This is a genomic window from Prauserella sp. PE36 (assembly GCF_003311655.1).
Taxonomy (GTDB): domain Bacteria; phylum Actinomycetota; class Actinomycetes; order Mycobacteriales; family Pseudonocardiaceae; genus Prauserella_A; species Prauserella_A endophytica.
Genome location: NZ_QEQT01000028.1, coordinates 1 through 20435, shown reverse-complemented (window position 1 = coordinate 20435; position 20435 = coordinate 1). Strand labels below are relative to the sequence as shown.

At 68.7% G+C, this 20435-nt stretch carries 21 protein-coding genes; 11 read left to right on the top strand and 10 right to left on the bottom strand.

The window, feature by feature from the left end; all coding sequences use genetic code 11:
- Positions 1-3: 3 nt before the first annotated feature.
- Entirely contained in the window at positions 4-126 is a 123-nt protein-coding gene (locus DI005_RS39405) for a hypothetical protein (protein ID WP_255565646.1), read from the bottom strand.
- Positions 127-185: 59 nt separating this feature from the next.
- Between DI005_RS39405 and DI005_RS01355 the strand changes: the two genes are divergently transcribed.
- The 4 genes from DI005_RS01355 (at position 186) to DI005_RS01340 (ending at position 3081) form a co-directional block, all read left to right on the top strand.
- Positions 186-380: a DUF3046 domain-containing protein gene (locus tag DI005_RS01355; RefSeq protein WP_112272635.1), complete on the top strand. Its 195-nt coding sequence runs from the start codon at positions 186-188 to the stop codon at positions 378-380.
- Positions 381-571: 191 nt separating this feature from the next.
- Positions 572-1612 (top strand): recombinase RecA, encoded by a 1041-nt coding sequence (gene recA, locus DI005_RS01350; RefSeq protein ID WP_112272633.1) that lies wholly within the window; start codon positions 572-574, stop codon positions 1610-1612.
- Between the two features lie 261 nt (positions 1613-1873).
- Complete coding sequence (locus DI005_RS01345; protein ID WP_113641037.1) at positions 1874-2443, top strand: regulatory protein RecX; 570 nt, start codon at positions 1874-1876, stop codon at positions 2441-2443.
- Between the two features lie 38 nt (positions 2444-2481).
- Complete coding sequence (locus DI005_RS01340) at positions 2482-3081, top strand: Uma2 family endonuclease (protein WP_112272629.1); 600 nt, start codon at positions 2482-2484, stop codon at positions 3079-3081.
- Here DI005_RS01340 and DI005_RS01335 read toward each other — a convergent pair.
- The 3 genes from DI005_RS01335 to edd are packed head-to-tail and all read right to left on the bottom strand — an operon-like array spanning position 3078 to position 7064.
- Complete coding sequence (locus tag DI005_RS01335; protein WP_112272627.1) at positions 3078-4529, bottom strand: lipase maturation factor family protein; 1452 nt, start codon at positions 4527-4529, stop codon at positions 3078-3080. The two genes, DI005_RS01340 and DI005_RS01335, sit on opposite strands and share 4 nt — an antisense overlap.
- Positions 4530-4554: 25 nt before the next feature.
- Positions 4555-5181: a bifunctional 4-hydroxy-2-oxoglutarate aldolase/2-dehydro-3-deoxy-phosphogluconate aldolase gene (gene eda, locus DI005_RS01330; RefSeq protein ID WP_112272625.1), complete on the bottom strand. Its 627-nt coding sequence runs from the start codon at positions 5179-5181 to the stop codon at positions 4555-4557.
- Positions 5178-7064 carry a phosphogluconate dehydratase gene (edd, locus tag DI005_RS01325; protein ID WP_113641036.1) on the bottom strand — a complete coding sequence of 629 codons (1887 nt, stop codon included), beginning with the start codon at positions 7062-7064 and terminating at the stop codon, positions 5178-5180. Before edd ends, eda begins: the two co-directional genes overlap by 4 nt.
- Before the next feature lie 234 nt (positions 7065-7298).
- On the opposite strand from edd, the gene DI005_RS01320 reads away from it, so the two are divergent.
- The 4 genes from DI005_RS01320 to DI005_RS01305 are packed head-to-tail and all read left to right on the top strand — an operon-like array spanning position 7299 to position 11094.
- On the top strand, positions 7299-7583 hold the full coding sequence (locus DI005_RS01320) for a hypothetical protein (RefSeq protein WP_113641035.1): 285 nt from the start codon (positions 7299-7301) through the stop codon (positions 7581-7583).
- A gap of 17 nt (positions 7584-7600) precedes the next feature.
- Positions 7601-8398 (top strand): hypothetical protein, encoded by a 798-nt coding sequence (locus DI005_RS01315; RefSeq protein WP_113641034.1) that lies wholly within the window; start codon positions 7601-7603, stop codon positions 8396-8398.
- A gap of 24 nt (positions 8399-8422) precedes the next feature.
- Positions 8423-10339 carry a fumarate reductase/succinate dehydrogenase flavoprotein subunit gene (locus DI005_RS01310; RefSeq protein WP_113641033.1) on the top strand — a complete coding sequence of 639 codons (1917 nt, stop codon included), beginning with the start codon at positions 8423-8425 and terminating at the stop codon, positions 10337-10339.
- Positions 10339-11094 (top strand): succinate dehydrogenase/fumarate reductase iron-sulfur subunit, encoded by a 756-nt coding sequence (locus DI005_RS01305; protein ID WP_112272615.1) that lies wholly within the window; start codon positions 10339-10341, stop codon positions 11092-11094. Before DI005_RS01310 ends, DI005_RS01305 begins: the two co-directional genes overlap by 1 nt.
- 68 nt (positions 11095-11162) lie before the next feature.
- Here DI005_RS01305 and DI005_RS01300 read toward each other — a convergent pair whose 3' ends face one another.
- The 4 genes from DI005_RS01300 to DI005_RS01285 form a co-directional block, all read right to left on the bottom strand.
- A complete protein-coding gene (locus DI005_RS01300; protein WP_112272613.1) occupies positions 11163-12050 on the bottom strand; it encodes an amino acid ABC transporter permease in 888 nt (295 codons plus the stop codon).
- Positions 12047-12715, bottom strand: a complete 669-nt coding sequence (locus DI005_RS01295; RefSeq protein WP_112272611.1) for an amino acid ABC transporter permease — start codon at positions 12713-12715, stop codon at positions 12047-12049. The genes DI005_RS01300 and DI005_RS01295 overlap by 4 nt, the downstream gene beginning before the upstream one ends.
- An 85-nt stretch (positions 12716-12800) precedes the next feature.
- Complete coding sequence (locus tag DI005_RS01290) at positions 12801-13658, bottom strand: glutamate ABC transporter substrate-binding protein (RefSeq protein ID WP_112272609.1); 858 nt, start codon at positions 13656-13658, stop codon at positions 12801-12803.
- A gap of 70 nt (positions 13659-13728) precedes the next feature.
- Entirely contained in the window at positions 13729-14457 is a 729-nt protein-coding gene (locus DI005_RS01285; protein ID WP_199542440.1) for an amino acid ABC transporter ATP-binding protein, read from the bottom strand.
- Positions 14458-14727: 270 nt separating this feature from the next.
- Between DI005_RS01285 and miaB the strand changes: the two genes are divergently transcribed.
- The 3 genes from miaB to DI005_RS01270 all read left to right on the top strand — a co-directional run bounded on the left by miaB (position 14728) and on the right by DI005_RS01270 (position 18257).
- Positions 14728-16209 carry a tRNA (N6-isopentenyl adenosine(37)-C2)-methylthiotransferase MiaB gene (miaB, locus tag DI005_RS01280; protein ID WP_113641032.1) on the top strand — a complete coding sequence of 494 codons (1482 nt, stop codon included), beginning with the start codon at positions 14728-14730 and terminating at the stop codon, positions 16207-16209.
- Positions 16206-16700 carry a hypothetical protein gene (locus tag DI005_RS01275; protein ID WP_112272603.1) on the top strand — a complete coding sequence of 165 codons (495 nt, stop codon included), beginning with the start codon at positions 16206-16208 and terminating at the stop codon, positions 16698-16700. Before miaB ends, DI005_RS01275 begins: the two co-directional genes overlap by 4 nt.
- A gap of 186 nt (positions 16701-16886) precedes the next feature.
- On the top strand, positions 16887-18257 hold the full coding sequence (locus DI005_RS01270) for an OFA family MFS transporter (protein WP_113641031.1): 1371 nt from the start codon (positions 16887-16889) through the stop codon (positions 18255-18257).
- A 144-nt stretch (positions 18258-18401) separates the two neighbouring features.
- On the opposite strand, the gene sucD is transcribed toward DI005_RS01270, so the two are convergent.
- Positions 18402-19286, bottom strand: a complete 885-nt coding sequence (sucD, locus tag DI005_RS01265; protein WP_112272599.1) for a succinate--CoA ligase subunit alpha — start codon at positions 19284-19286, stop codon at positions 18402-18404.
- A 5-nt stretch (positions 19287-19291) separates the two neighbouring features.
- Positions 19292-20435: ADP-forming succinate--CoA ligase subunit beta (gene sucC, locus DI005_RS01260; RefSeq protein ID WP_113641030.1), on the bottom strand; the 1144-nt coding region annotated here is incomplete at its 5' end.

Genomic DNA, 20435 nt, shown 5'->3' with positions numbered 1-20435 from the left:
CCGTCATTTCCGCCGATTGCGGCGGTAGTTGATCAGCAGGACGACCAGCGTCGCGCTCACGGCCGCGATCGAGGCGAGCGCCAGGGCCGTTGACTCGAACCCGGAGAAGGTCTGTGCGAGCTGCATGTCCCCACGGTACGGCCTCGGCGCGGGAGCACGCCGGTCCCGTGGTTAGCCTTGTCCCGATGCGAATCACGGTTTTTCGACGGCTGATGGCGGAAGAGTTCGGCGCGGCGCGCTCGGAGACGCTGGCCAAGGACCACGTGCTCAGCGGTCTCGGCGGGCGCACGGTTGACGAGGCGCTCGAGGCCGGGGTGCCCGCGAAGGAGATCTGGCAGCAGGTCTGCGCCGAGTTCGAGGTTCCCGTCGAACGCCGCTGACCGCTCGGCGAGCCGAGAAATCCTACTGGAGGGGTGTGTCACCTTCGACCTCGAACAGGTGTTCGTCTATCGTGTTGTTCACGCCGGGGTCGTCTGTCCACAGATTTCCGCCGAGCCCGGGAACTGTCGGACCCCGCCCGTAACGTCGAGCCCAACAGATCACAACCGCGACAGCCAATGAGGTGGATTCCATGCCAGCAGCACCGGACAAGGGCAAGGCGCTCGATCTAGCCCTTGCCCAGATCGACAAGCAGTTCGGCAAGGGGTCGGTGATGCGGCTCGGTGAGGACACCCGCCCTCCGATCGAGGTCATTCCCACCGGCGCCATCGCGCTCGACATCGCGCTGGGCATCGGCGGCCTGCCGCGTGGCCGCATCGTCGAGGTCTACGGCCCCGAGTCCTCGGGTAAGACCACCGTCGCGCTGCACGCCGTGGCCAACGCGCAGAAGGCGGGCGGCATCGCCGCGTTCATCGACGCCGAGCACGCGCTCGACCCGGAGTACGCCAAGGTGCTGGGCGTCGACACCGACGCGCTGCTGGTCTCTCAGCCGGACACCGGTGAGCAGGCGCTGGAGATCGCCGACATGCTGATCCGCTCCGGTGCGCTCGACATCCTGGTGATCGACTCGGTCGCCGCGCTCGTGCCGCGCGCCGAGATCGAGGGCGAGATGGGTGACTCCCACGTCGGCCTGCAGGCACGCCTGATGAGCCAGGCGCTGCGCAAGATCACCGGCGCGCTGCACAACTCCGGCACCACCGCGATCTTCATCAACCAGCTGCGCGAGAAGGTCGGCGTGATGTTCGGCTCTCCCGAGACCACCACCGGTGGTAAGGCGCTGAAGTTCTACGCCTCGGTCCGCCTCGACGTCCGCCGCATCGAGACGCTCAAGGACGGCGGCGAAGCCGTCGGCAACCGCACCCGCGTGAAGGTCGTCAAGAACAAGGTGGCGCCGCCCTTCAAGCAGGCCGAGTTCGACATCCTCTACGGACACGGCGTCTCTCGCGAGGGCTCGCTCATCGACATGGGTGTCGACCAGGGCATCCTGCGCAAGTCCGGGGCCTGGTACACGTACGAGGGCGACCAGCTCGGCCAGGGCAAGGAGAACGCCCGGAAGTTCCTGCGCGACAACCCCGACATCGCCAACGAGGTCGAGAAGCGCATCAAGGAGAAGCTCGGTATCGGCGCCCAGCTCGACGCCGACGAAACCGCTCCGGCGCCGGTCGACTTCTAGGGAGAGTGTTTCAAGTGGGGGTTTGCGTGGCGGTGCGGGTGGCGGAACCTCAGCCGCCCACCCGCCGGCCCGGCCACCGTCCCCCATCGATGCGCTTCGCGCCACAGTGTCCTCGGCTCCGGGATCGCCTCCTCATGAATGCCAATCCACCACGTCGTCGCTGTCCTCTCGAGGAGGCGGCTGAGAACCCGCTGCGGTGCCGGTTGCCGGCCACCCCAAGCGGCGTGGCCGCTTCTGATGCGCGCTCTGGGGGCCCGGCCGATGAGTGAGCCGAGCTCCGGCGGGGCACGGCGGTCGCGAGCACGCCCGGTGTCCGAGCTGACCCCCGAGGAGGCGAGGAAGAAGGCCAAGGAGCTCTGCTTGGATCTCCTGGCCGCCCGGCCGCGCACGAAGGACGAGCTGCGCAAGACGCTGCGCCGTAAGGGGTTCGACGACGAGCTCAGCGAGACGCTGCTGGGCAAGCTCGACCATGTGGGGCTCGTGGACGACGCCGCGTTCGCGGAGATGTGGGTGCGGTCCCGTCATGCCTATCAGGGGTTGGCGAAGCGTGCGCTCGTGGCCGAGCTGAGGCGCAAGGGCGTCGACAGCGAGGTCGCGGCGGAGGCGGCTGGCGAGATCGACCGCGACGCCGAGGAGGACCGAGCGAGGCAGCTCGTGCGCAAGAAGCTGCGCACCATGAGCGAGGTGGACGAGCAGACCGCGACCCGGCGGCTGCTCGGCATGCTCGCCCGTAAGGGCTACCCCCAGGGTCTGTCCTACGCTGTGGTCCGCGAGGAACTCCGAGACGCGGGCGCCGAGTCCACGATGCTCGACGACGTCACCCTGGAATAGCTTCCGTGAGACACTCGGCCAGGGCGTGAGGAGCCGCTGTGACAGCCCTGCCAGAGCACCCCGCATCGCGACTGCCCGGCGTGGATCACCTGCTGACCATCGCCGAGTATCTCGAACTGGGGGAGACGGAGCCCGGGTACACCGAGCTCATCGGGGGCCGTCTGTTGATGTCGCCAAGCCCGAGACCGGGCCACAACATTGCCTCGTTCAGCCTCCTGGAGCAACTGAAACCACAGTTGCCCGGGGGTCGTCGTGGGGTGCAGGACATCGATGTCGATCTGGAGCTCACGTCACCGGACCAGCCAGGCTACTCGCGGAGACCTGGTCTCGTCGTGGCCGACGGCGATGCCGTCGCACGAGTGGACCGGGAAGGGGGCATGCTGCGCGCGTCCGACCTGCTGCTCGTCGTGGAGATCGTGTCTCCGGGATCGAAGCGCATCGACACCGTCGACAAGCGCGGTGAGTACGCCGATGCCGGTATTCCGCACTACTGGATCGTCGACATCACCGAGCCCGTCTCGCTCGTGGCCTGTCACCTGGCGGGCGACTTCGGCTACCAGGACGACGGCGCCGTGACGGGGACGTTCACCGCCACCGAACCGTTTCCCGTGCGCATCGACCTCGCCGCCCTGCACTAGTCGGGATACCCCACCGGCACGGCCGTGCCGTCCTCGGCGAGCCGGCACGTGCGGATCACCGTGCCCACCGGCTCGCGGACCCACCACGCGCCCGTCTCCCGGCGTTCCTGGCGGGTGGTGTATCGGTAGTGGAACAGGCGAGCCCGGACGAACTTGGGCGCCGATCCGGGGAAGGGGTTGCGACGGAACAGCTTCAGGGTGCGCCGGTCCGCGATCAGGAGCTTCGTTGCCAGCTCGGGCAGCCACCGGGTGCCGTAGCGCGACGACAACGACACGAACCACAGCTGCCAGTCCAGCCGGAGGTGGTAGGGCGCGATCTGCGGCGGGCGGCGCCGTGGATCGCCCGGTTTGCCCTTGAGCTCGTACTCGCGCCACCTCGTCTCCGGCGTCACGGCCGGCTCATCGGTGCCCTCGATGATCACCTCGTGCCGGTCGCGGGTGATCGTGCCGAACGCGCCGTAGGTGTTCACCAGGTGCAGGCGGTTGAAGCTGTAGTTCATGATCTGCCCGCGCCCCAGGAGGTTCCGGATCGGCCAGTAGCTGAGCACGACCGTGGCCGCGGTCAGCCCGAGCACCACGGCCCGGTACCAGAGCGGCGTCTCACCGGGCTGGGGCGGTGTCAGCGGGAACAGGCCACCGTCCACAGCGGACACCGCGAGCGTGATGGTGATGACGTTGAGCCACGCGAAGTTCCCGCTCAGCACCAGCCAGCCCTGCGTGACGATGACGACTCCGGCGGCGACCGTCGCCACGGGCTGCGGCGCGAACAGCAGAAAGGGCACCACCAGCTGCGCCACGTGGTTCGCCGCGACCTCCACTTTGTGCAGTGGTCTCGGCAGGTGGTGGAAGTACCAGCTGAGCGGCCCTGGCATCGGCTGCGTCTCGTGGTGGTAGTACAGGCACGTCAGGTCGCGCCAGCACCGGTCGCCGCGCAGCTTGATCATCCCGGCGCCGAACTCCACCCGGAACAGCAGCCACAGCAGCAGCCACAGCACCAGCACCGGCGGCTCCACGTGGGCAGGGCCGAGGAAGATCGCCAGGAAGCCCGTTTCGAGCAGCAGTGACTCCCAGCCGAACGAGTACCACACCTGGCCGACGTTGACGATCGACAGGTACAGCACCCACGGCACCGCCCACAGCAGCATGTGCGCCCAGACCGGCAGGCCGTCGGCGAGCCCGGACACGAGCACCGCCGACACGAGTGCGCCCGTGCCGGCGACCGCGACGAAGAACCGGTCCGAGTAGTGGGCGTGGAACAGGCTCGGCGACTCGCGAAACGGCGTCCTGCTCAGAAAACGCGGAACGGGCAGCAGCCCGCGTTCTCCGAGCAACGCCCGGAACTGGTTGAGCGCCACCAGAAACGCCAGCAGGTAGATCGCCGCGAGCATCCGCTGGAACACCAGGCGCGAGGCCCAGTAGTCCTGGTCGCCGAACCAATCCCAGCTCACCGCGAGTGTGTCTCCTGACGAAACCTCACCGCTCGAGCGCGGACGCCTCCTTCGCCAGTGCCTCGATCCGCGCGTAGTCCCGAGCGGCCAGCGCATCCTTGGGGGTCAACCATGTGCCACCCACACAGCCTACGTTCGGCAGTGAGAGATAGCGCGGCGCGCTCGCGACCGTGATGCCTCCCGTGGGGCAGAACCGCAGGTCCGGCAGGGGGCCGGCGATCGCGCTCAGCGCCGGCGCGCCGCCGCTGGCCTCGGCGGGGAAGAACTTGAGGGTGTCCAGGCCCCGCTCGGCCAGGCGCATCGCCTCCGACACCGTGGCCGCGCCAGGCAGCAACGGCAGCCCGGTCGCGAACGCGCCGTCCAGCACGGAGTCGGTCGCGCCCGGCGTCACGAGGAACGCGGCCCCCGCGTCGGCCGCCTGCCGCGCGTGCTCGGGCCGCGTGACCGTGCCCGCGCCCACCACGATGTCCGGCACGCCCGACGCCACCCGCGTGATCGCGTCGAGTGCGACCGGGGTGCGCAGCGTCAGCTCGATCGCCCGGATGCCGCCCGCCAGCAGCGCCTCCGCCACCGGGACGGCGTCCTCGGCGCGGTCGAGCACCACCACCGGCAGCACCGGCGACAGGTCGAGCAGTTCACGTCCGGTCGTCACCTCGTACCTCCCACACCGACCTCTGTCACAGCACCGAAGTGCCCCGGCGTCACCGGGCCGAACACGCTCGCGCCCGCCTCCGCGGGGCCGACCGAGCGCCGGAGAGCCGCGAACAGTTCCCTGCCGGTGCCGGTCCAGGCCGCCTCGTCGGGCGGGCCGTCCGAAGGCGTCCGCCCGGCCAGCTCGGCCGGGTCCACCAGCACGTCCAGCTCCCCGGCTTCGGCGTCCAGCCTAACGAGGTCACCGTCGGCGACCTTGGCCAGCGGGCCGCCCGCCGCGGCCTCCGGCGACACGTGGATCACCGCCGGGATCTTGCCCGACGCGCCGGACATCCGGCCGTCGGTGACGAGCGCGATCCGGTGGCCCCGGTCCATGAGCACGCCAAGCGCCGGCGTGAGGCCGTGCAGCTCCGGCATCCCGTTGGCTCGGGGGCCCTGGTTGCGGATGACCACGACGACGTCCCGGTCGAGTTCCCCGGCGCGGAAGGCGCGGTCGAACTCGGCCTGCGTGCTGAACACGCGTGCGGGCGCACGCACTACGCGGTGCTCCGGCGCAACGGCCGACACCTTGATGACCGCCCGCCCCAGGTTGCCCGACACCATGCGCAGCCCGCCGTCCATGGCGAACGGCCGGTCGGCGGGCCGGAGCACGGCCTCGTCGAGGCTGTGGGCGGGAACCTCGCGCCACTTCAGGGCGCCGCCGTCCAGGACGGGCTCCCGCCGGTAGTGGTGCAGGCCCGTTCCGGCTGCCGTGCGGACGTCCTCGTGCAGCAGCCCGGCCTCGAGCAGCGTGCCGACGAGGAACTGCACGCCACCCGCGGCGTGAAAGTGGTTGATGTCGGCGCTGCCGTTCGGATACACGTTCGCCAGCAGCGGCACGACGGCGGAGAGATCGGCGAAGTCGTCCCACGTCAGCTGGAGGCCCGCCGCGGCGGCGATCGCGACCAGGTGCAGCGTGTGGTTGGTCGAGCCACCGGTGGCCAGCAGCGCGACGAGCCCGTTCACAACGGACCGTTCGTCGATCACCTCGGCGACCGGTGTGTAGTCCTCGCCCCGCGAGATGGCGACCACGCGCCGAGCGGCCTCCTCCGTCAGCGCCCGGCGCAGCGGCGTGCCGGGGTGGACGAAGCTCGCCCCAGGCAGGTGCAGGCCCATCACCTCGACCACGAGCTGGTTGGAGTTGGCGGTGCCGTAGAAGGTGCAGGTGCCGGGTGAGTGGTAGGAGGCGGCCTCGGCGTCGAGCAGGTCCTCGCGTGTCGCCCTGCCCTCGGCGTAGAGCTGGCGCACGCGCACCTTCTCCTTGTTGGGCAGGCCCGAGGTCATGGGCCCGGCCGGCACGAGGATCGCGGGCAGGTGCCCGAAGGAGAGCGCGCCGATCAGCAGTCCGGGCACGATCTTGTCGCACACGCCGAGCAGCAGGGCGCCGTCGAACATCTCGTGAGAGAGCGCGACGCCGGTGGCCATGGCGATCACGTCGCGGCTGAACAGGGACAGCTCCATGCCGGGGCGGCCCTGCGTGATGCCGTCGCACATCGCGGGAACGCCTCCCGCGAACTGGGCGACGCCGCCCGCCTCGCGGGCGGCGTCCTTGATCCAGGCGGGAAACTCGTCCAGCGGCTGGTGGGCGGAGAGCAGGTCGTTGTAGGCGGAGACGATCGCGATGCCCGGCTTGCGCAGCCCGCGGATGGCGAGCTTGTCGGATGGCGAGCACGCGGCGAAGCCGTGGGCGAGGTTGCCGCAGCCGAGCCCGCTCCGCGCGGGGCCCTCGGTCGCGGCCGCGGCGACGCGGGACAGGTAGGCGGCCCTGGTCCGGGCGCTGCGCTCGGTGATCCGGGCGGTGACGTCGGCGAGGACGGGATGGACGGTGTTTGATCTCACGAGCATCTCCGGTCGCTGCACTGGTATTGGGAGGCGGCGGACGACGGCGCTGACGTCTCGGCCGGGCTTGGGCAACTGACACGATACAGATGAGCGCAGCAGGGACCAAAATCGATTAAGAAGATCACGATTAGTGACCCCGATCACGTCCGAAACTACCGGTGTGCTACTTGTCACACTCAACGCTGAAAGGCAGAGTCGGCCATAAGCCCGACCGGACTGATTCGGAGGTCACGGAAGATGTCCACCACAGAGTTGAGCGAACTCCGCAGGACCATAGGGCAGCTGAGGCAGTGCGTCGGTGCGCTGCGAGCGCGCTACGGAGAGGCCCCCGCGGTCCGCAGGCTCGTCAACGACGTCGAGCGGCTCGACATCGATGCCATCGACCTCGACCAGATGGTTCCCGTACCCACGCAGGCCCGGCCCGTGGACGTCGTCCCGGTGCCCGACACCCCGTACGACCCTGCCCTGTGGGAGGGCGCGGACGACGAGGGCGTCGGCGGCTACCAGCGCGACCAGCGCTGAAGGCGGCGGCTGGCAACGTGGCAAGTCCCGCCGAAATCCGCACTCCTGGCCGCTCGCGCGCGAGCATCGCCGCCCGAACCCTGCGCACCGACCGCTGGTGGATACCACCACTGCTCACCACGATCGGGCTCGCGACGTTCGTCATCTACGCCGGCGTCCGCTCGTTCATGCGCACGGGCTACTGGGACGCCGAGCACCACTACCTGACGCCGTTCTACTCGCCCTGCCTGAGCGAGTCGTGCCTGCCGGGTTCGGCGCACTTCGGCACACCGATCGGGGAGCTGCCGGGGTTCATCCCGCTCGCCTTCCTTTCGCTGCCGTTCCTGCTCGGCTTCCGGCTCACCTGCTACTACTACCGCAAGGCGTACTACCGCTCGATCTGGTTCTCGCCGCCCGCGTGCGCGGTGGCGGAGCCACACACCAAGTACACCGGCGAGACGCGGCTGCCGCTCATCGTGCAGAACGCCCACCGGTACTTCTTCTACGTCGCGTTCCTGATCACGCTGATCAACACCTACGACGCCATAGTCGCCTTCCAGGGTGGCTTCGGGCTCGGGAACCTGATCCTGCTCGGCAACGTGGTCCTGCTCTGGTGCTACACGCTCTCGTGTCACTCGTGCAGACACGTCACCGGCGGCAGGCTCAAGCACTTCTCGAAGAACCCGGTGCGCTACTGGATCTGGACACAGGTCAGCAGGCTCAACACGCGGCACATGCAGTTCGCCTGGCTGACGCTGGGCACGCTGGTGCTCACCGACCTCTACGTCTGGCTCGTGTCCACCGACGTGATCTCCGATCTGCGTTTCATCAACTGAACAGTTTTCCGAGGTGGCAATTTCATGACCGAGGTCGAACGGCACAGCTACGACGTCGTGGTGATCGGTGCCGGCGGCGCGGGCCTGCGCGCGGTGATCGAAGCGCGGCAGCGGGGCCTGAGTGTCGCGGTGGTGTGCAAGTCGTTGTTCGGCAAGGCCCACACCGTGATGGCCGAGGGCGGGTGCGCGGCGTCCATGGGCAACGCGAACCCCAACGACAACTGGCAGGTGCACTTCCGCGACACCATGCGTGGCGGCAAGTTCCTCAACAACTGGCGCATGGCAGAGCTGCACGCGAAGGAAGCGCCCGACCGCGTGTGGGAGCTGGAGACCTACGGCGCGCTCTTCGACCGCACCAAGGACGGCCGGATCAGCCAGCGCAACTTCGGCGGGCACACCTACCCCCGCCTCGCGCACGTCGGCGACCGCACCGGTCTCGAGCTGATCCGCACCATGCAGCAGAAGATCGTGTCGCTGCAGCAGGAGGACTACAAGCAGTACGGCGACTACGAGGCGAGGGTCAAGGTCTTCGCCGAGTGCACGATCACCGAGCTGCTCAAGGACGACGGCCGCATCTCCGGCGCGTTCGGCTACTGGCGTGAGTCCGGGCGCTTCGTGCTCTTCGAGACGCCCGCCGTGGTGCTCGCGACGGGCGGCATCGGCAAGTCGTTCAAGGTCACGTCGAACTCGTGGGAGTACACCGGCGACGGCCACGCGCTCGCGCTGCGGGCGGGGGCGAGCCTGATCAACATGGAGTTCGTCCAGTTCCACCCCACCGGGATGGTCTGGCCGCCCAGCGTCAAGGGCATCCTCGTCACCGAGGGCGTGCGCGGTGACGGCGGCGTGCTGAAGAACTCCCAGGGCGAGCGGTTCATGTTCCGCTACATTCCGGACGTCTTCAAGGGACAGTACGCGGACAGCGAGGACGAGGCCGACCGCTGGTACGACGACGCGGACAACAACCGCAGGACGCCGGACCTGCTGCCGCGCGACGAGGTGGCCCGTGCCATCAACGCCGAGGTCAAGGAGGGCCGGGGTTCGCCGCACGGCGGGGTGTTCCTCGACATCGCGAGCCGGCTGCCAGCCGAGGAGATCAAGCGCAGGCTCCCGTCGATGTACCACCAGTTCAAGGAACTGGCCGATGTGGACATCACCAAGGAGCCCATGGAGGTGGGGCCCACCTGCCACTACGTGATGGGTGGCATCGAGGTCGACCCGGACACCGCCTCGTCCAGCGTGCCGGGTCTGTTCGCCGCGGGCGAGTGCTCCGGCGGCATGCACGGCTCCAACCGGCTCGGCGGCAACTCGCTGTCGGACCTGCTCGTGTTCGGCCGCAGGGCGGGCCTCGGGGCGGCGTCCTACGTGGAGTCTCTGACGCGGCGGCCCGCCGTGGCCGACTCCGACGTCACGGCCGCCGCGAAGCTCGCGCTGGCGCCGTTCGACCCGCCTGCCGACGGTGTCGCCGAGGAGAACCCGTACACGCTGCACACCGAGCTGCAGCAGAGCATGAACGACCTCGTCGGCATCATCCGCAAGGCAGACGAGATCGCCAAGGCGATCGACAAGCTCGCCGAGATCCGCCAGCGCATCCGCGGTGTCACCGTCGAGGGCCACCGGCAGTACAACCCCGGCTGGCACCTCGCGCTGGACCTGCGGAACATGCTCGTGGTCAGTGAGTGCGTGGCGCAGGCGGCGTTGCGGCGCACCGAAAGCAGGGGCGGGCACACGCGCGACGACCACCCGCAGATGGACGCGCAGTGGCGCAACACCCTCCTCGTCTGCACCTCGCCGGGCGGTGACCCGCTGGCACCGGACGTCTCCGTCGAGGCGAAGCCGCAGGAACCGATGCGGCAGGACCTGCTGGAGCTGTTCGAGCTGTCCGAGCTGGAGAAGTACTACACCGAGGATGAGCTCGCCGACCACCCGGAAAGGACGGCCTGATGGGCTACGACGCGAAACTCCGGGTCTGGCGCGGCGACGACGGCTCGGGGCAGCTGCAGGACTTCACGGTGGAGGCCAACGAGGGTGAGGTGGTGCTCGACCTGATTCACCGCCTGCAGGCCACGCAGGCGCCCGACCTCGCCGTGCGGTGGAACTGCAAGGCGGGCAAGTGCGGTTCGTGCTCGGCCGAGGTCAACGGCAGGCCGCGGTTGCTGTGCATGACGCGGATGTCGGTGTTCGCCGAGGACGAGGTGATCACCGTGACGCCGATGCGCACGTTCCCCGTGATCCGGGACCTGGTGACCGATGTGTCGTACAACTACACCAAGGCGCGCGAGGTCCCCTCGTTCACGCCGCCGCCGGGGCTGGCGCCGGGTGAGTACCGGATGCAGCAGGTGGACGTGGAACGCTCGCAGGAGTTCCGCAAGTGCATCGAGTGCTTCCTGTGCCAGAACACGTGCCACGTCGTGCGGGACCACGAGGAGAACAAGCCCGCGTTCTCCGGGCCCCGGTTCCTCATGCGCATCGCCGAGCTGGAGATGCACCCGCTGGACGTGGCCGACCGGCGTGACGAGGCACAGAGCGACCACGGGCTCGGCTACTGCAACATCACCAAGTGCTGTACCGAGGTGTGCCCGGAGAACATCCACATCACCGACAACGCACTGATCCCGATGAAGGAGCGCGTCGCCGACCGCCGCTACGACCCGATCGTCTGGCTAGGCAACAAGCTGTTCCGCCGCGGCGAGAACTGAGCAGGGCACGAAGAAGGCCACCTCCCCCGGACGGGGAAGGTGGCCTTCTTCGCGGAACGGGGTGGGTGTCAGACGGCCTGGCCGGTGGCCACGTCGTCGACGGCGCCGGGTGCGACCACGGCTCCCGTGCCCTTCTTGCGCTGCCTGTTCCACTTCTCCAGCCAGCTCGCGGCGGAGGTGATGATGAAGTTGAGCACGATGAAGATCACCGCGACGATCACGAGCGTCGCGATCATGTTCTGACCGTAGTTGTTCGAGATCGGCCGGATCCGGCTGAGCAGCTCGGCGAACCCGAGCGCCGCGCCACCGAGCGCGGTGTCCTTCACGATCACCACGATCTGGCTCACGATCGCGGGCAGCATCGCCGTGACCGCCTGCGGCAGGAGGACGTTCGTCATCGTCTGCGTCTTGCGCAGGCCGAGCGCCTGCGCCGCCTCGGTCTGGCCCTTCGGCAGCGACAGAATGCCGGCGCGGACCACCTCGGCGAGCACCGAGCCGTTGTAGAGCACGAGCCCGGTCACCACCGCGTAGAGCGGCCGCTGATCGGATGCGATGTCGGTGAAGTTGAAGTAGAACTCGTTGGCGAAGAACATCAGGATCAGCACCGGCACGGCGCGGAAGAACTCGACGACCGTCGCCGATGGCCAGCGGACCCAGACGTGGTCCGACAGCCGCAGGATCCCGAACAGCGCGCCGATCGGCAGGGCGATCAGGATGGAGAGGCCCGCGGCGATCAGGGTGTTCTGCACGCCCGGCAGGATGAACGTCGTCCAGATCCTGCCGTCGGTGACGAACGGACTCCATTTCTCGCCGTCGAGCTGGCCCTTCTCGGCCATCGTCGCCAGCACCCACCAGATCACCGCGGCCAGCGCCACGAGGAACGCGATGGTGTAGCCGACGTTGCGGGCCTTGGCCTTCGGCCCCGGTGCGTCGTAGAGGACAGAGGGAGCGCTCATCGCTTCACCGCCGCTTTCTTGGCGACCCAGCCGAGCAGCAGGCCGGTGGGCAGGGTCAGGATCACGAAGCCGAGCGCGAAGATCGCGAAGACGAGGAAGATCTTGTCGCTCTCGTTCTCGATCATCTCGCTCATCAGCAGCGACGCCTCGGCGACGCCGATCGTGCTGGCGATCGTGGTGTTCTTGGTAAGGGCGATCAGCACGCTGGCGAGCGGGCCGACCACGGACCGGAAGGCCTGCGGGAGCACCACGATGCCCAGCACCTGGGTGAACCCGAGGCCCAGCGCGCGGGCCGCCTCTGCCTGGCCCACCGGCACGGTGTTGATGCCGGAGCGGATGGACTCGCAGACGAACGTGGCGGTGTAGGCGACGAAACCGAGAATGGCCAGCCGGTAGTTCTGCTGCTCGAAGTTCTGGCCCGCGAGCGTCATGCCCAGCGTCTGGTTCAGGCCCAGCGAGCATGCCAGGATGATCAGCGTCAGCGGGGTGTTCCGCATCAGGTTGATGTACGACGCGGCGAACCCCCGCATGAGTGGCACGGGGCTCACCCGCATCCCGGCGAGGATCGTGCCCCAGATGAGCGAGCCGATGGCGGAGAAGAATGTGAGCTGTACGGTCACCCAGAACGCGCCGAGCACGTCGTACTCGCTCAGGAAATCGAACACTGTCTGTGCTCCTCAGGCTGCCCGAACGACCTGGGCCGGCCGTTACCGGCCGGCCCAGGACTAGTTCGGCGTTGCTGTTACTGGATCACTGCTCGATGGCAGGGGGCTCGCCGACCTGGTAGCCGGACGGACCGAACCACTTCTCGGCCGACTTCTTCCACTCGCCCGAGTCCTGCATCTTCTTGATGGCGTTGTTGATCGCGGTGCGACCCTCGGTGTCGCCCTTCTTCAGGCCGACGCCGTAGTTCTCGTCGCTCAGGTTGGCGCCCACCAGCTTGAACTTGCCGGGGTTCTGGGCGGCGTAGCCCGCGAGGATCGTGTCGTCGGTGGTCAGCGCGTCGACGGCGCCGTTCTCGAGACCAGTGAGGCACTCGGAGTAACCGGCGTACTCCTGGAGGTCGGCGTCCTTGGCGAAGTCCTCCTTGACGTTCTGCGCGGAGGTGGAGCCCCTCACCGAGCAGAGCTTCTTGCCGTTGAGGTCCTCTGCGCCCTGGATCGAGTTGTCGTCGGCGCGGACGAGCAGGTCCTGGTGCGCGAGGAAGTACGGCCCCGCGAAGTCCACCTTCTGCTTGCGCTCGTCGGTGATGGAGTACGAGGCGACGATGAAGTCGACGTCGCCCTTCTCGATCATGTTCTCGCGCTGGGCCGACGGCGTCTCGACGAACTCGATGTCGCCCTCCTCGACGCCGAGCTCCTTGGCGATGTACTTGGCGACGTCGACATCGAAGCCCTCGTAGCCACCGTCCGGCGTCTGGAGGCCGAGGCCGGGCTGGTCGATCTTGATGCCGACAGTCAGCCTGCCGGACTCGGCGCGCGACACCAGCGACTCGTTGCCGCCCTCGTCGCCACCGCCACCGCCGCCGTTCCCGCCACCGCAGGCGGCGAGGGCAAGGCTCGTGGCCGCCACGACGGCGCCAACACGTAATACTCGGCTGAACCGCATTTGTCTTGTGTTCCTTCCATCTGTATCGCCCCGCTCGTGTCGGGGTGCCCGACAGGCCACGGGCGGGGGACTAGTGGGTCAGAATCTTGCCAAGGAAGTCCTTGGCTCGCTCGGATTTGGGTGCGGTGAAGAAATCGTCCGGCGTCGAATCCTCGACGATCTCACCGTCCGACATGAACACGACACGGTGCGCTGCCCGCCGGGCGAAACCCATCTCGTGGGTGACCACGAGCATGGTCATGCCCTCGTCGGCGAGCGACGTCATGGTGTCGAGCACCTCCTGGACCATCTCGGGGTCCAGCGCCGAGGTGGGCTCATCGAACAACATCACCTTGGGCCGCATGGCCAGTGCCCTGGCGATCGCCGCGCGCTGCTGCTGGCCACCCGAGAGCTGAGCGGGGTACTTCTGCGCCTGGTTGGCGATACCCACCCGCTCCAGCAGCTCCATCGCGGTCTTGCGCGCGTCGCCGGCGGAGACCTTGCGGACCTTCTGCGGTGCGAGCGTCACGTTGTCGAGGATGGTCTTGTGCGCGAACAGGTTGAACTGCTGGAACACCATGCCCACGTCCGCCCGCAGCGCGGCCAGCGCCTTTCCCTCCGCCGGCAGCGGCTTGCCGTCCACCTGGATCTCGCCCGAGTTGATCGGCTCCAGGCGGTTGATGGCCCGGCAGAGGGTCGACTTGCCGGAGCCCGACGGCCCCAGCACGACAACGACCTGGCCCGCCGGAACCTCGAAGTCGATCTCCTTCAGGACGTGCAGGTCGCCGAAGAACTTGTTCACCCCGCTCGCCTTGATCATGGGCGGCGCGGATGTCGCGGTGCTCATCTATCCTCCATCACGGCGAGCTGTTCGGGTCCCGGACAACCGGATTCAACACCGTTGGGGCAATCCCGGCATGACATTCGGACCAAAACGCAACCTTATGTGTCCGACCGCCCTGGGCGGCGAACCAACGGCACACTGTTTCCGAACCTTAGCCACTCTGCGTTCAACAGGCTTCGTGAGGTGTTCACACCCGGTTGACCTACCCTGATGGGTGCAGTACCACCAGCGTGAGCAGGAGATCGGGTGAGCAGGACCTATCACATCCGCACCTTCGGCTGCCAGATGAACGTGCACGACTCCGAGCGCCTCGCGGGGCAGCTGGAGAGCGCGGGCTACGTGGCGGCCGAGGACGGGAGCGCCGCCGACCTCGTCGTGCTCAACACCTGTGCGGTGCGCGAGAACGCGGACAACAAGCTGTACGGCCACCTCGGCCATCTGCGGCCCCGCAAGAAGGACCGGCCGGGGATGCAGATCGCCGTCGGCGGCTGTCTCGCGCAGAAGGATCGTGGCGAAATCGTTAGGCGGGCGCCGTGGGTGGACGTCGTCTTCGGCACCCACAACATCGGCTCACTGCCCACCCTGCTGGAGCGCGCCCGGCACAACGCCGAGGCCCAGGTGGAGATCCTGGAGTCGCTCGAGACGTTCCCCTCCACGCTGCCCGCGCGGCGGGAGTCGGCCTACTCGGGCTGGGTGTCGGTGTCGGTCGGCTGCAACAACACGTGCACCTTCTGCATCGTGCCCTCGCTGCGCGGCAAGGAGCGCGACCGCAGGCCGGGCGAGGTGCTCGCCGAGGTCGAGGCGCTGGTCGCTGAGGGCGTGCTGGAGGTGACGCTGCTCGGCCAGAACGTCAACTCCTACGGTGTCGAGTTCGGCGACCGGCTGGCGTTCGGCAAGCTGCTGCGTTCGTGCGGCGCGATCGACGGGCTCGAGCGCGTGCGGTTCACCTCGCCGCACCCGGCGGCCTTCACCGACGACGTCATCGACGCGATGGCGGAGACGCCCAACGTCTGCCACCAGCTGCACATGCCGTTGCAGTCGGGCTCCGACCGAGTGCTCAAGGACATGCGCCGCTCGTACCGCTCGTCGCGGTTCCTGTCCATCCTGGACAAGGTGCGCGCCGCGATGCCGGACGCCGCGATCACCACCGACATCATCGTCGGCTTCCCGGGCGAGACCGAGGAGGACTTCGAGGCGACGCTGGAGGTCGTGCGGCAGGCCCGCTTCTCCAGCGCGTTCACCTTCCAGTACTCGAAGCGGCCCGGCACCCCGGCCGCCGAGATGGAAGGCCAGGTGCCCAAGGAGGTCGTGCAGGAGCGCTACGACCGGCTGGTCGCGTTGCAGGACGACATCGCCTGGCAGGAGAACAAGAAGCTCGTCGGGCGGAAGGTCGAGCTGCTCGTCGCCGCGGGTGAGGGCCGCAAGGACGCCGAAACCCACCGGATGAGCGGCAGGGCCAGGGACGGCAGGCTCGTGCACTTCACGCCGGATGGCTCCGCCGTGGACCGCGAGGTGCGGCCCGGTGACGTCGTCGAGACCACCGTGACCTACGCGGCGCCCCACCATCTGGTGGCCGACGGCGACCTGCTCTCGCACCGCCGCACGAGGGCGGGCGACAACGCCGAGGCGGGCCTGCGGCCCACGACCAACGGCGTGAGCCTCGGGCTGCCCTCGTTCGGAGCCCCGCCGCCGGCCCCGGCCGCCGCTCAGGGAGGGTGCTCGCTGTGACCGACAAGGACCCCGACGAGCGGCGCGAGGGCAACGGCGCCGACATCGAAGAGCTCGGCGCGGACGTGGACGCGGCCGTCAGCAAGGCGGTCAAGACCGTCGAGCTCGGCAGGCGCGGTTTCACGATCGCCGTCGCCGTGTTCGGTCTCGTGGTGGGGCTCGTGCTGCCGTGGGTCGGCGACCACTTCGGCTGGGAGGTGCTGGCAGGCGAGGGCGGTGCCATCCCCCGGCTGTTCGCGACGACGTCGACGGTGTTCGGTGTCGCGGCCTCGGCTCTGGCACTGGCGACGCGGCGGTGGTGGCTCACGTGGGTCTGCGCCATCGGCAGCTGGATCGCCGCCGTCGACGGGCTGCTGGCGATCTGGTCGCAGCAATCGTCCACGGCCAGCGGCGCACCGGGCGAGGGCCCCGGCGTCGGCATGATCATCGCGGTTGTCTGCATGGTGGTGCTCGGCGTGCAGTGGGTCCGTGTCGCCTGGTCGCGGAACTGAGTACCGCGAGAAAGAGGCTCCGTCCCCCAGTGGCGCCGTCGATGACACCGTGAGCCGCAGCGTCTCTTCTGCGGCGCGTTGATCGCGACCGAGGTGCCCTTGGGTGCGCAGGATGTTATCGACATCACACCCAGAGGCTGCCATACTGGCTACTACATACTGTATGCACAATGGCGGGTGGGGTGTATGTCCGGCGTGTCTTTCGTTCCCAAGGTGAAGGAGATCCGCGACTTCTACGGCCGGCGGTATCGCGTCGGTGAAACCGACCGTGACCTGCTGGGCCGTTCTCGTCGGTGGATGCTGTGGGCGGCTTGGACGGCCATGCTGGTCGCGAGCGTCGGCCAGTACGGCTTCGGCGCGCTCATGCCCGTACTCGGCACCACCCACGGCTGGACGCTCGCGCAGGGCGGCTGGGTGCTCGCGGTGTGGATCCTCTGCCAGAGCGGCACCGTCTACCCCGCGGCACGGCTGCGCAGCAGGCTCGGGCTCGCGCCCGCCGCCACGATGCTCGTCGGCGCCGCGCTGTGCGCTGCCGGCCTGGTGACGCTCGGCGGTTCGACGAGCTTCGTCGTCGTACTGCTCAACCACGGCGTGCTCGGAGGGATCGGCGCAGGGCTCGTCTACGGCACGTGCCTCGGCGTGGTCGCCAAGTGGTACCCCGAGCGGCCCGCCCGCACCGCCTTCGTCAGCGGCGCGTTCGCGTACGGCTCGATCCCGTTCGTGGTGCTGGCCGGTCAGTTCGCGCGCCCGGGGTCCATGGAGGCGTTCCTCGGCGTGGCGGGCCTCGCCGTGATGCTGCTCGTGGGGGCCGCCGCGCTGATCCTGCGCGACCCGCCGCGGTACTGGTGGCCCGCGCACGTGGACCCGAGGGCCTGGGCACTGGACAAGTCCGTGAACCCCGGGCTGCGCAACAACCGCCCGCCCATCCGGCGGTACTCGGCCGCCGAGATGGTCCGCTGCCCCGAGTCGGGGCTGCTGTACCTCGCGGTGACGTGCCTGGCCGCGGTGATCCTGTTCGACATCGCCTACCTCGCGGTGTTCGCGACGGCCAGCGGCTGGAGCGCGGAGTTCGGCGCCGCCGCGCTCGCCGTGCTCGCCGCGGCCAGCGGTGCGACGCGCACCGCGGAGGGCTGGGCAGGCGACCGCTTCGGACGGCGTTGCGTGGTGCGCGTGGCGTTGTACGCGGGGGGAGTGGCGCAGTTGTTGCTGCTTTTCTCCGGGCAGCAGGGGAACGCTCCGCTGCTGTTGCTCGGCGCCGCGCTCGCCGGAGGGGCGGCGGGCGCCTGCTACGGGCTGCTGCCCGGTCTCGTCGAGGGGCACTTCGGTGAGCAGCCCGGCCTGCCGAACTTCGGGATCTTCTACGGGGCCAAGTCGGTCGGCGGGCTGATCGGTGTCGCGCTCGCCGGTTACGCCGTGAGCAGCGACGGCTACCCGGTGATGTTCGTGGTGGCGGCGGTGCTGAGCCTGACCGGCGCGGGCCTGGTGCGGTTCCTGCGCCAGCCCGGCCGCCCGAGGCTGCCGCTGCCCGGTCTGGCGGAGCCGCTGCTCACCCGCTGAGGCGATCCCAGTTCCGCAGTGAAGGCCACCTTGCCTGCGTTCAACGCAGTGAAGGTGGCCTTCACTGCGGTTACTGCGGTCACTGCGGCCGCAAAGAAAGGTGCCGGAAGCCTCATGGCTTCCGGCACCGTCCACTGTGGTGGGTCAGCGCAGGATCTCCTTGCGCGCGAGCTCGGCGGTTTCGGTGGGGGTTTTGCCGACCTTGACGCCTGCGGCTTCGAGGGCTTCCTTTTTGGCTTGGGCGGTGCCGGAGGAGCCGGAGACGATGGCGCCGGCGTGGCCCATGGTTTTGCCTTCGGGGGCGGTGAAGCCGGCGACGTAGCCGACGACGGGTTTGGTGACGTTGGCCTTGATGTAGTCGGCGGCGCGTTCTTCGGCGTCCCCGCCGATTTCGCCGATCATCACGATGACCTTGGTGTCGGGGTCGGCCTCGAACGCCGCGAGGGCGTCGATGTGGGTGGTGCCGATGACCGGGTCCCCGCCGATGCCGACCGCGGTGGTGAAGCCGATGTCGCGCAGCTCGTACATCATCTGGTAGGTCAGCGTCCCGGACTTGGACACCAGGCCGATGTGGCCGGGGCCGGTGATGTTGGCCGGGATGATGCCCGCGTTCGACTTGCCCGGGGAGATCACACCGGGGCAGTTCGGGCCGATGATCCTGGTTTTGTTTCCCTTGGCGACGGCGTGGGCCCAGAAGTAGGCCGAGTCGTGCACGGGGATGCCTTCGGTGATGACCACGGCCAGGCCGATCTCGGCGTCGATGGCCTCGATGACGGCGTCTTTGGCGAACTTGGGGGGCACGAAGATCACCGAGGTGTCGGCGCCGGTGGCCTTCATGGCCTCCTCGACGGTGCCGTAGACGGTGAGGTCCGTGCCGCCGATGGTGACGGTCTGGCCGGCCTTGCGGGCGTTGACCCCGCCGACGATGGTGGAGCCGGCGGCCAGCATCTTGGTGGCGTGCTTGGTGCCTTCCGAGCCGGTGAGGCCCTGCACGATGATCTTGGAGTTCTCGTTGAGGAAAATGGCCATGGGGATCAGGCTCCTGCCGCGGCGAGCTGGGCGGCCTTGTCGGCCGCGTTGTCCATGGTGTCCACCTGCGTGACCAGCGGGTGGTTGGCCTCGTCGAGGATCCGGCGGCCTTCCTCGACGTTGTTGCCGTCCAGGCGCACCACCAGCGGCTTGGTGGCCTCGTCCCCGAGGATCTTGAGGGCTTCCACGATGCCGGTGGCCACCGCGTCGCAGGCGGTGATCCCGCCGAACACGTTCACGAACACGCTCTTGACCGCGGGGTCGCCGAGGATGACGTCCAGCCCGGCGGCCATCACCTCCGCCGAGGCGCCGCCCCCGATGTCGAGGAAGTTCGCGGGCTTGACCCCGCCATGCCGCTGCCCGGCGTAGGCGACCACGTCCAGGGTGGACATGACCAGGCCCGCGCCGTTGCCGATGATGCCGACCTCACCGTCGAGCTTGACGTAGTTGAGGTCCTTGGCCTTGGCCTTGGCCTCCAGCGGGTCCTCGGCCTGCTTGTCCACCAGCTGCTCGTGCTCGGGGTGGCGGAACGTGGCGTTGCCGTCCAGGGTGACCTTGCCGTCCAGGGCGACGATCTTGTCCTGCGGGTCCCGCACCAGCGGGTTGACCTCGACCAGCGTGGCGTCCTCGGCCACGAAGGTCTCCCACAGCTTCACCACCACCTCGGCGGCCCGCTCCCGGATCTCCACCGGGAAATTGCCCTGGGTGAGGATCTCGAGCGCGGTGGCCTTGTCCACCCCGGCGATCGGATCCACCGCCACCTTCGCCAACGCCTCCGGGCGCTCGACCGCCAGCTGCTCGATCTCCACGCCACCCTCGGCCGAGGCCATGGCCAAAAACGTGCGGTTCGCCCGGTCCAGCAGGAACGAGAAGTAATACTCCTGCGCGATGTCCGACGCCTCGGTCACCAGCACGCGACGCGTGACATGACCCTTGATGTCCAACCCGAGGATCGCCTCGGCCTTCTCCCGCGCCTCGGCCGGATCCTTGGCCAGCTTCACACCACCGGCCTTACCCCGGCCACCGGTCTTCACCTGCGCCTTGACCACAACCTGCCCACCGATCTCCTCGGCGGCGGCCCGCGCTTCTTCCGGATTACTCGCCACAGCGCCGGGCAACACCGGCACACCATGGGCGGCGAAGAGGTCC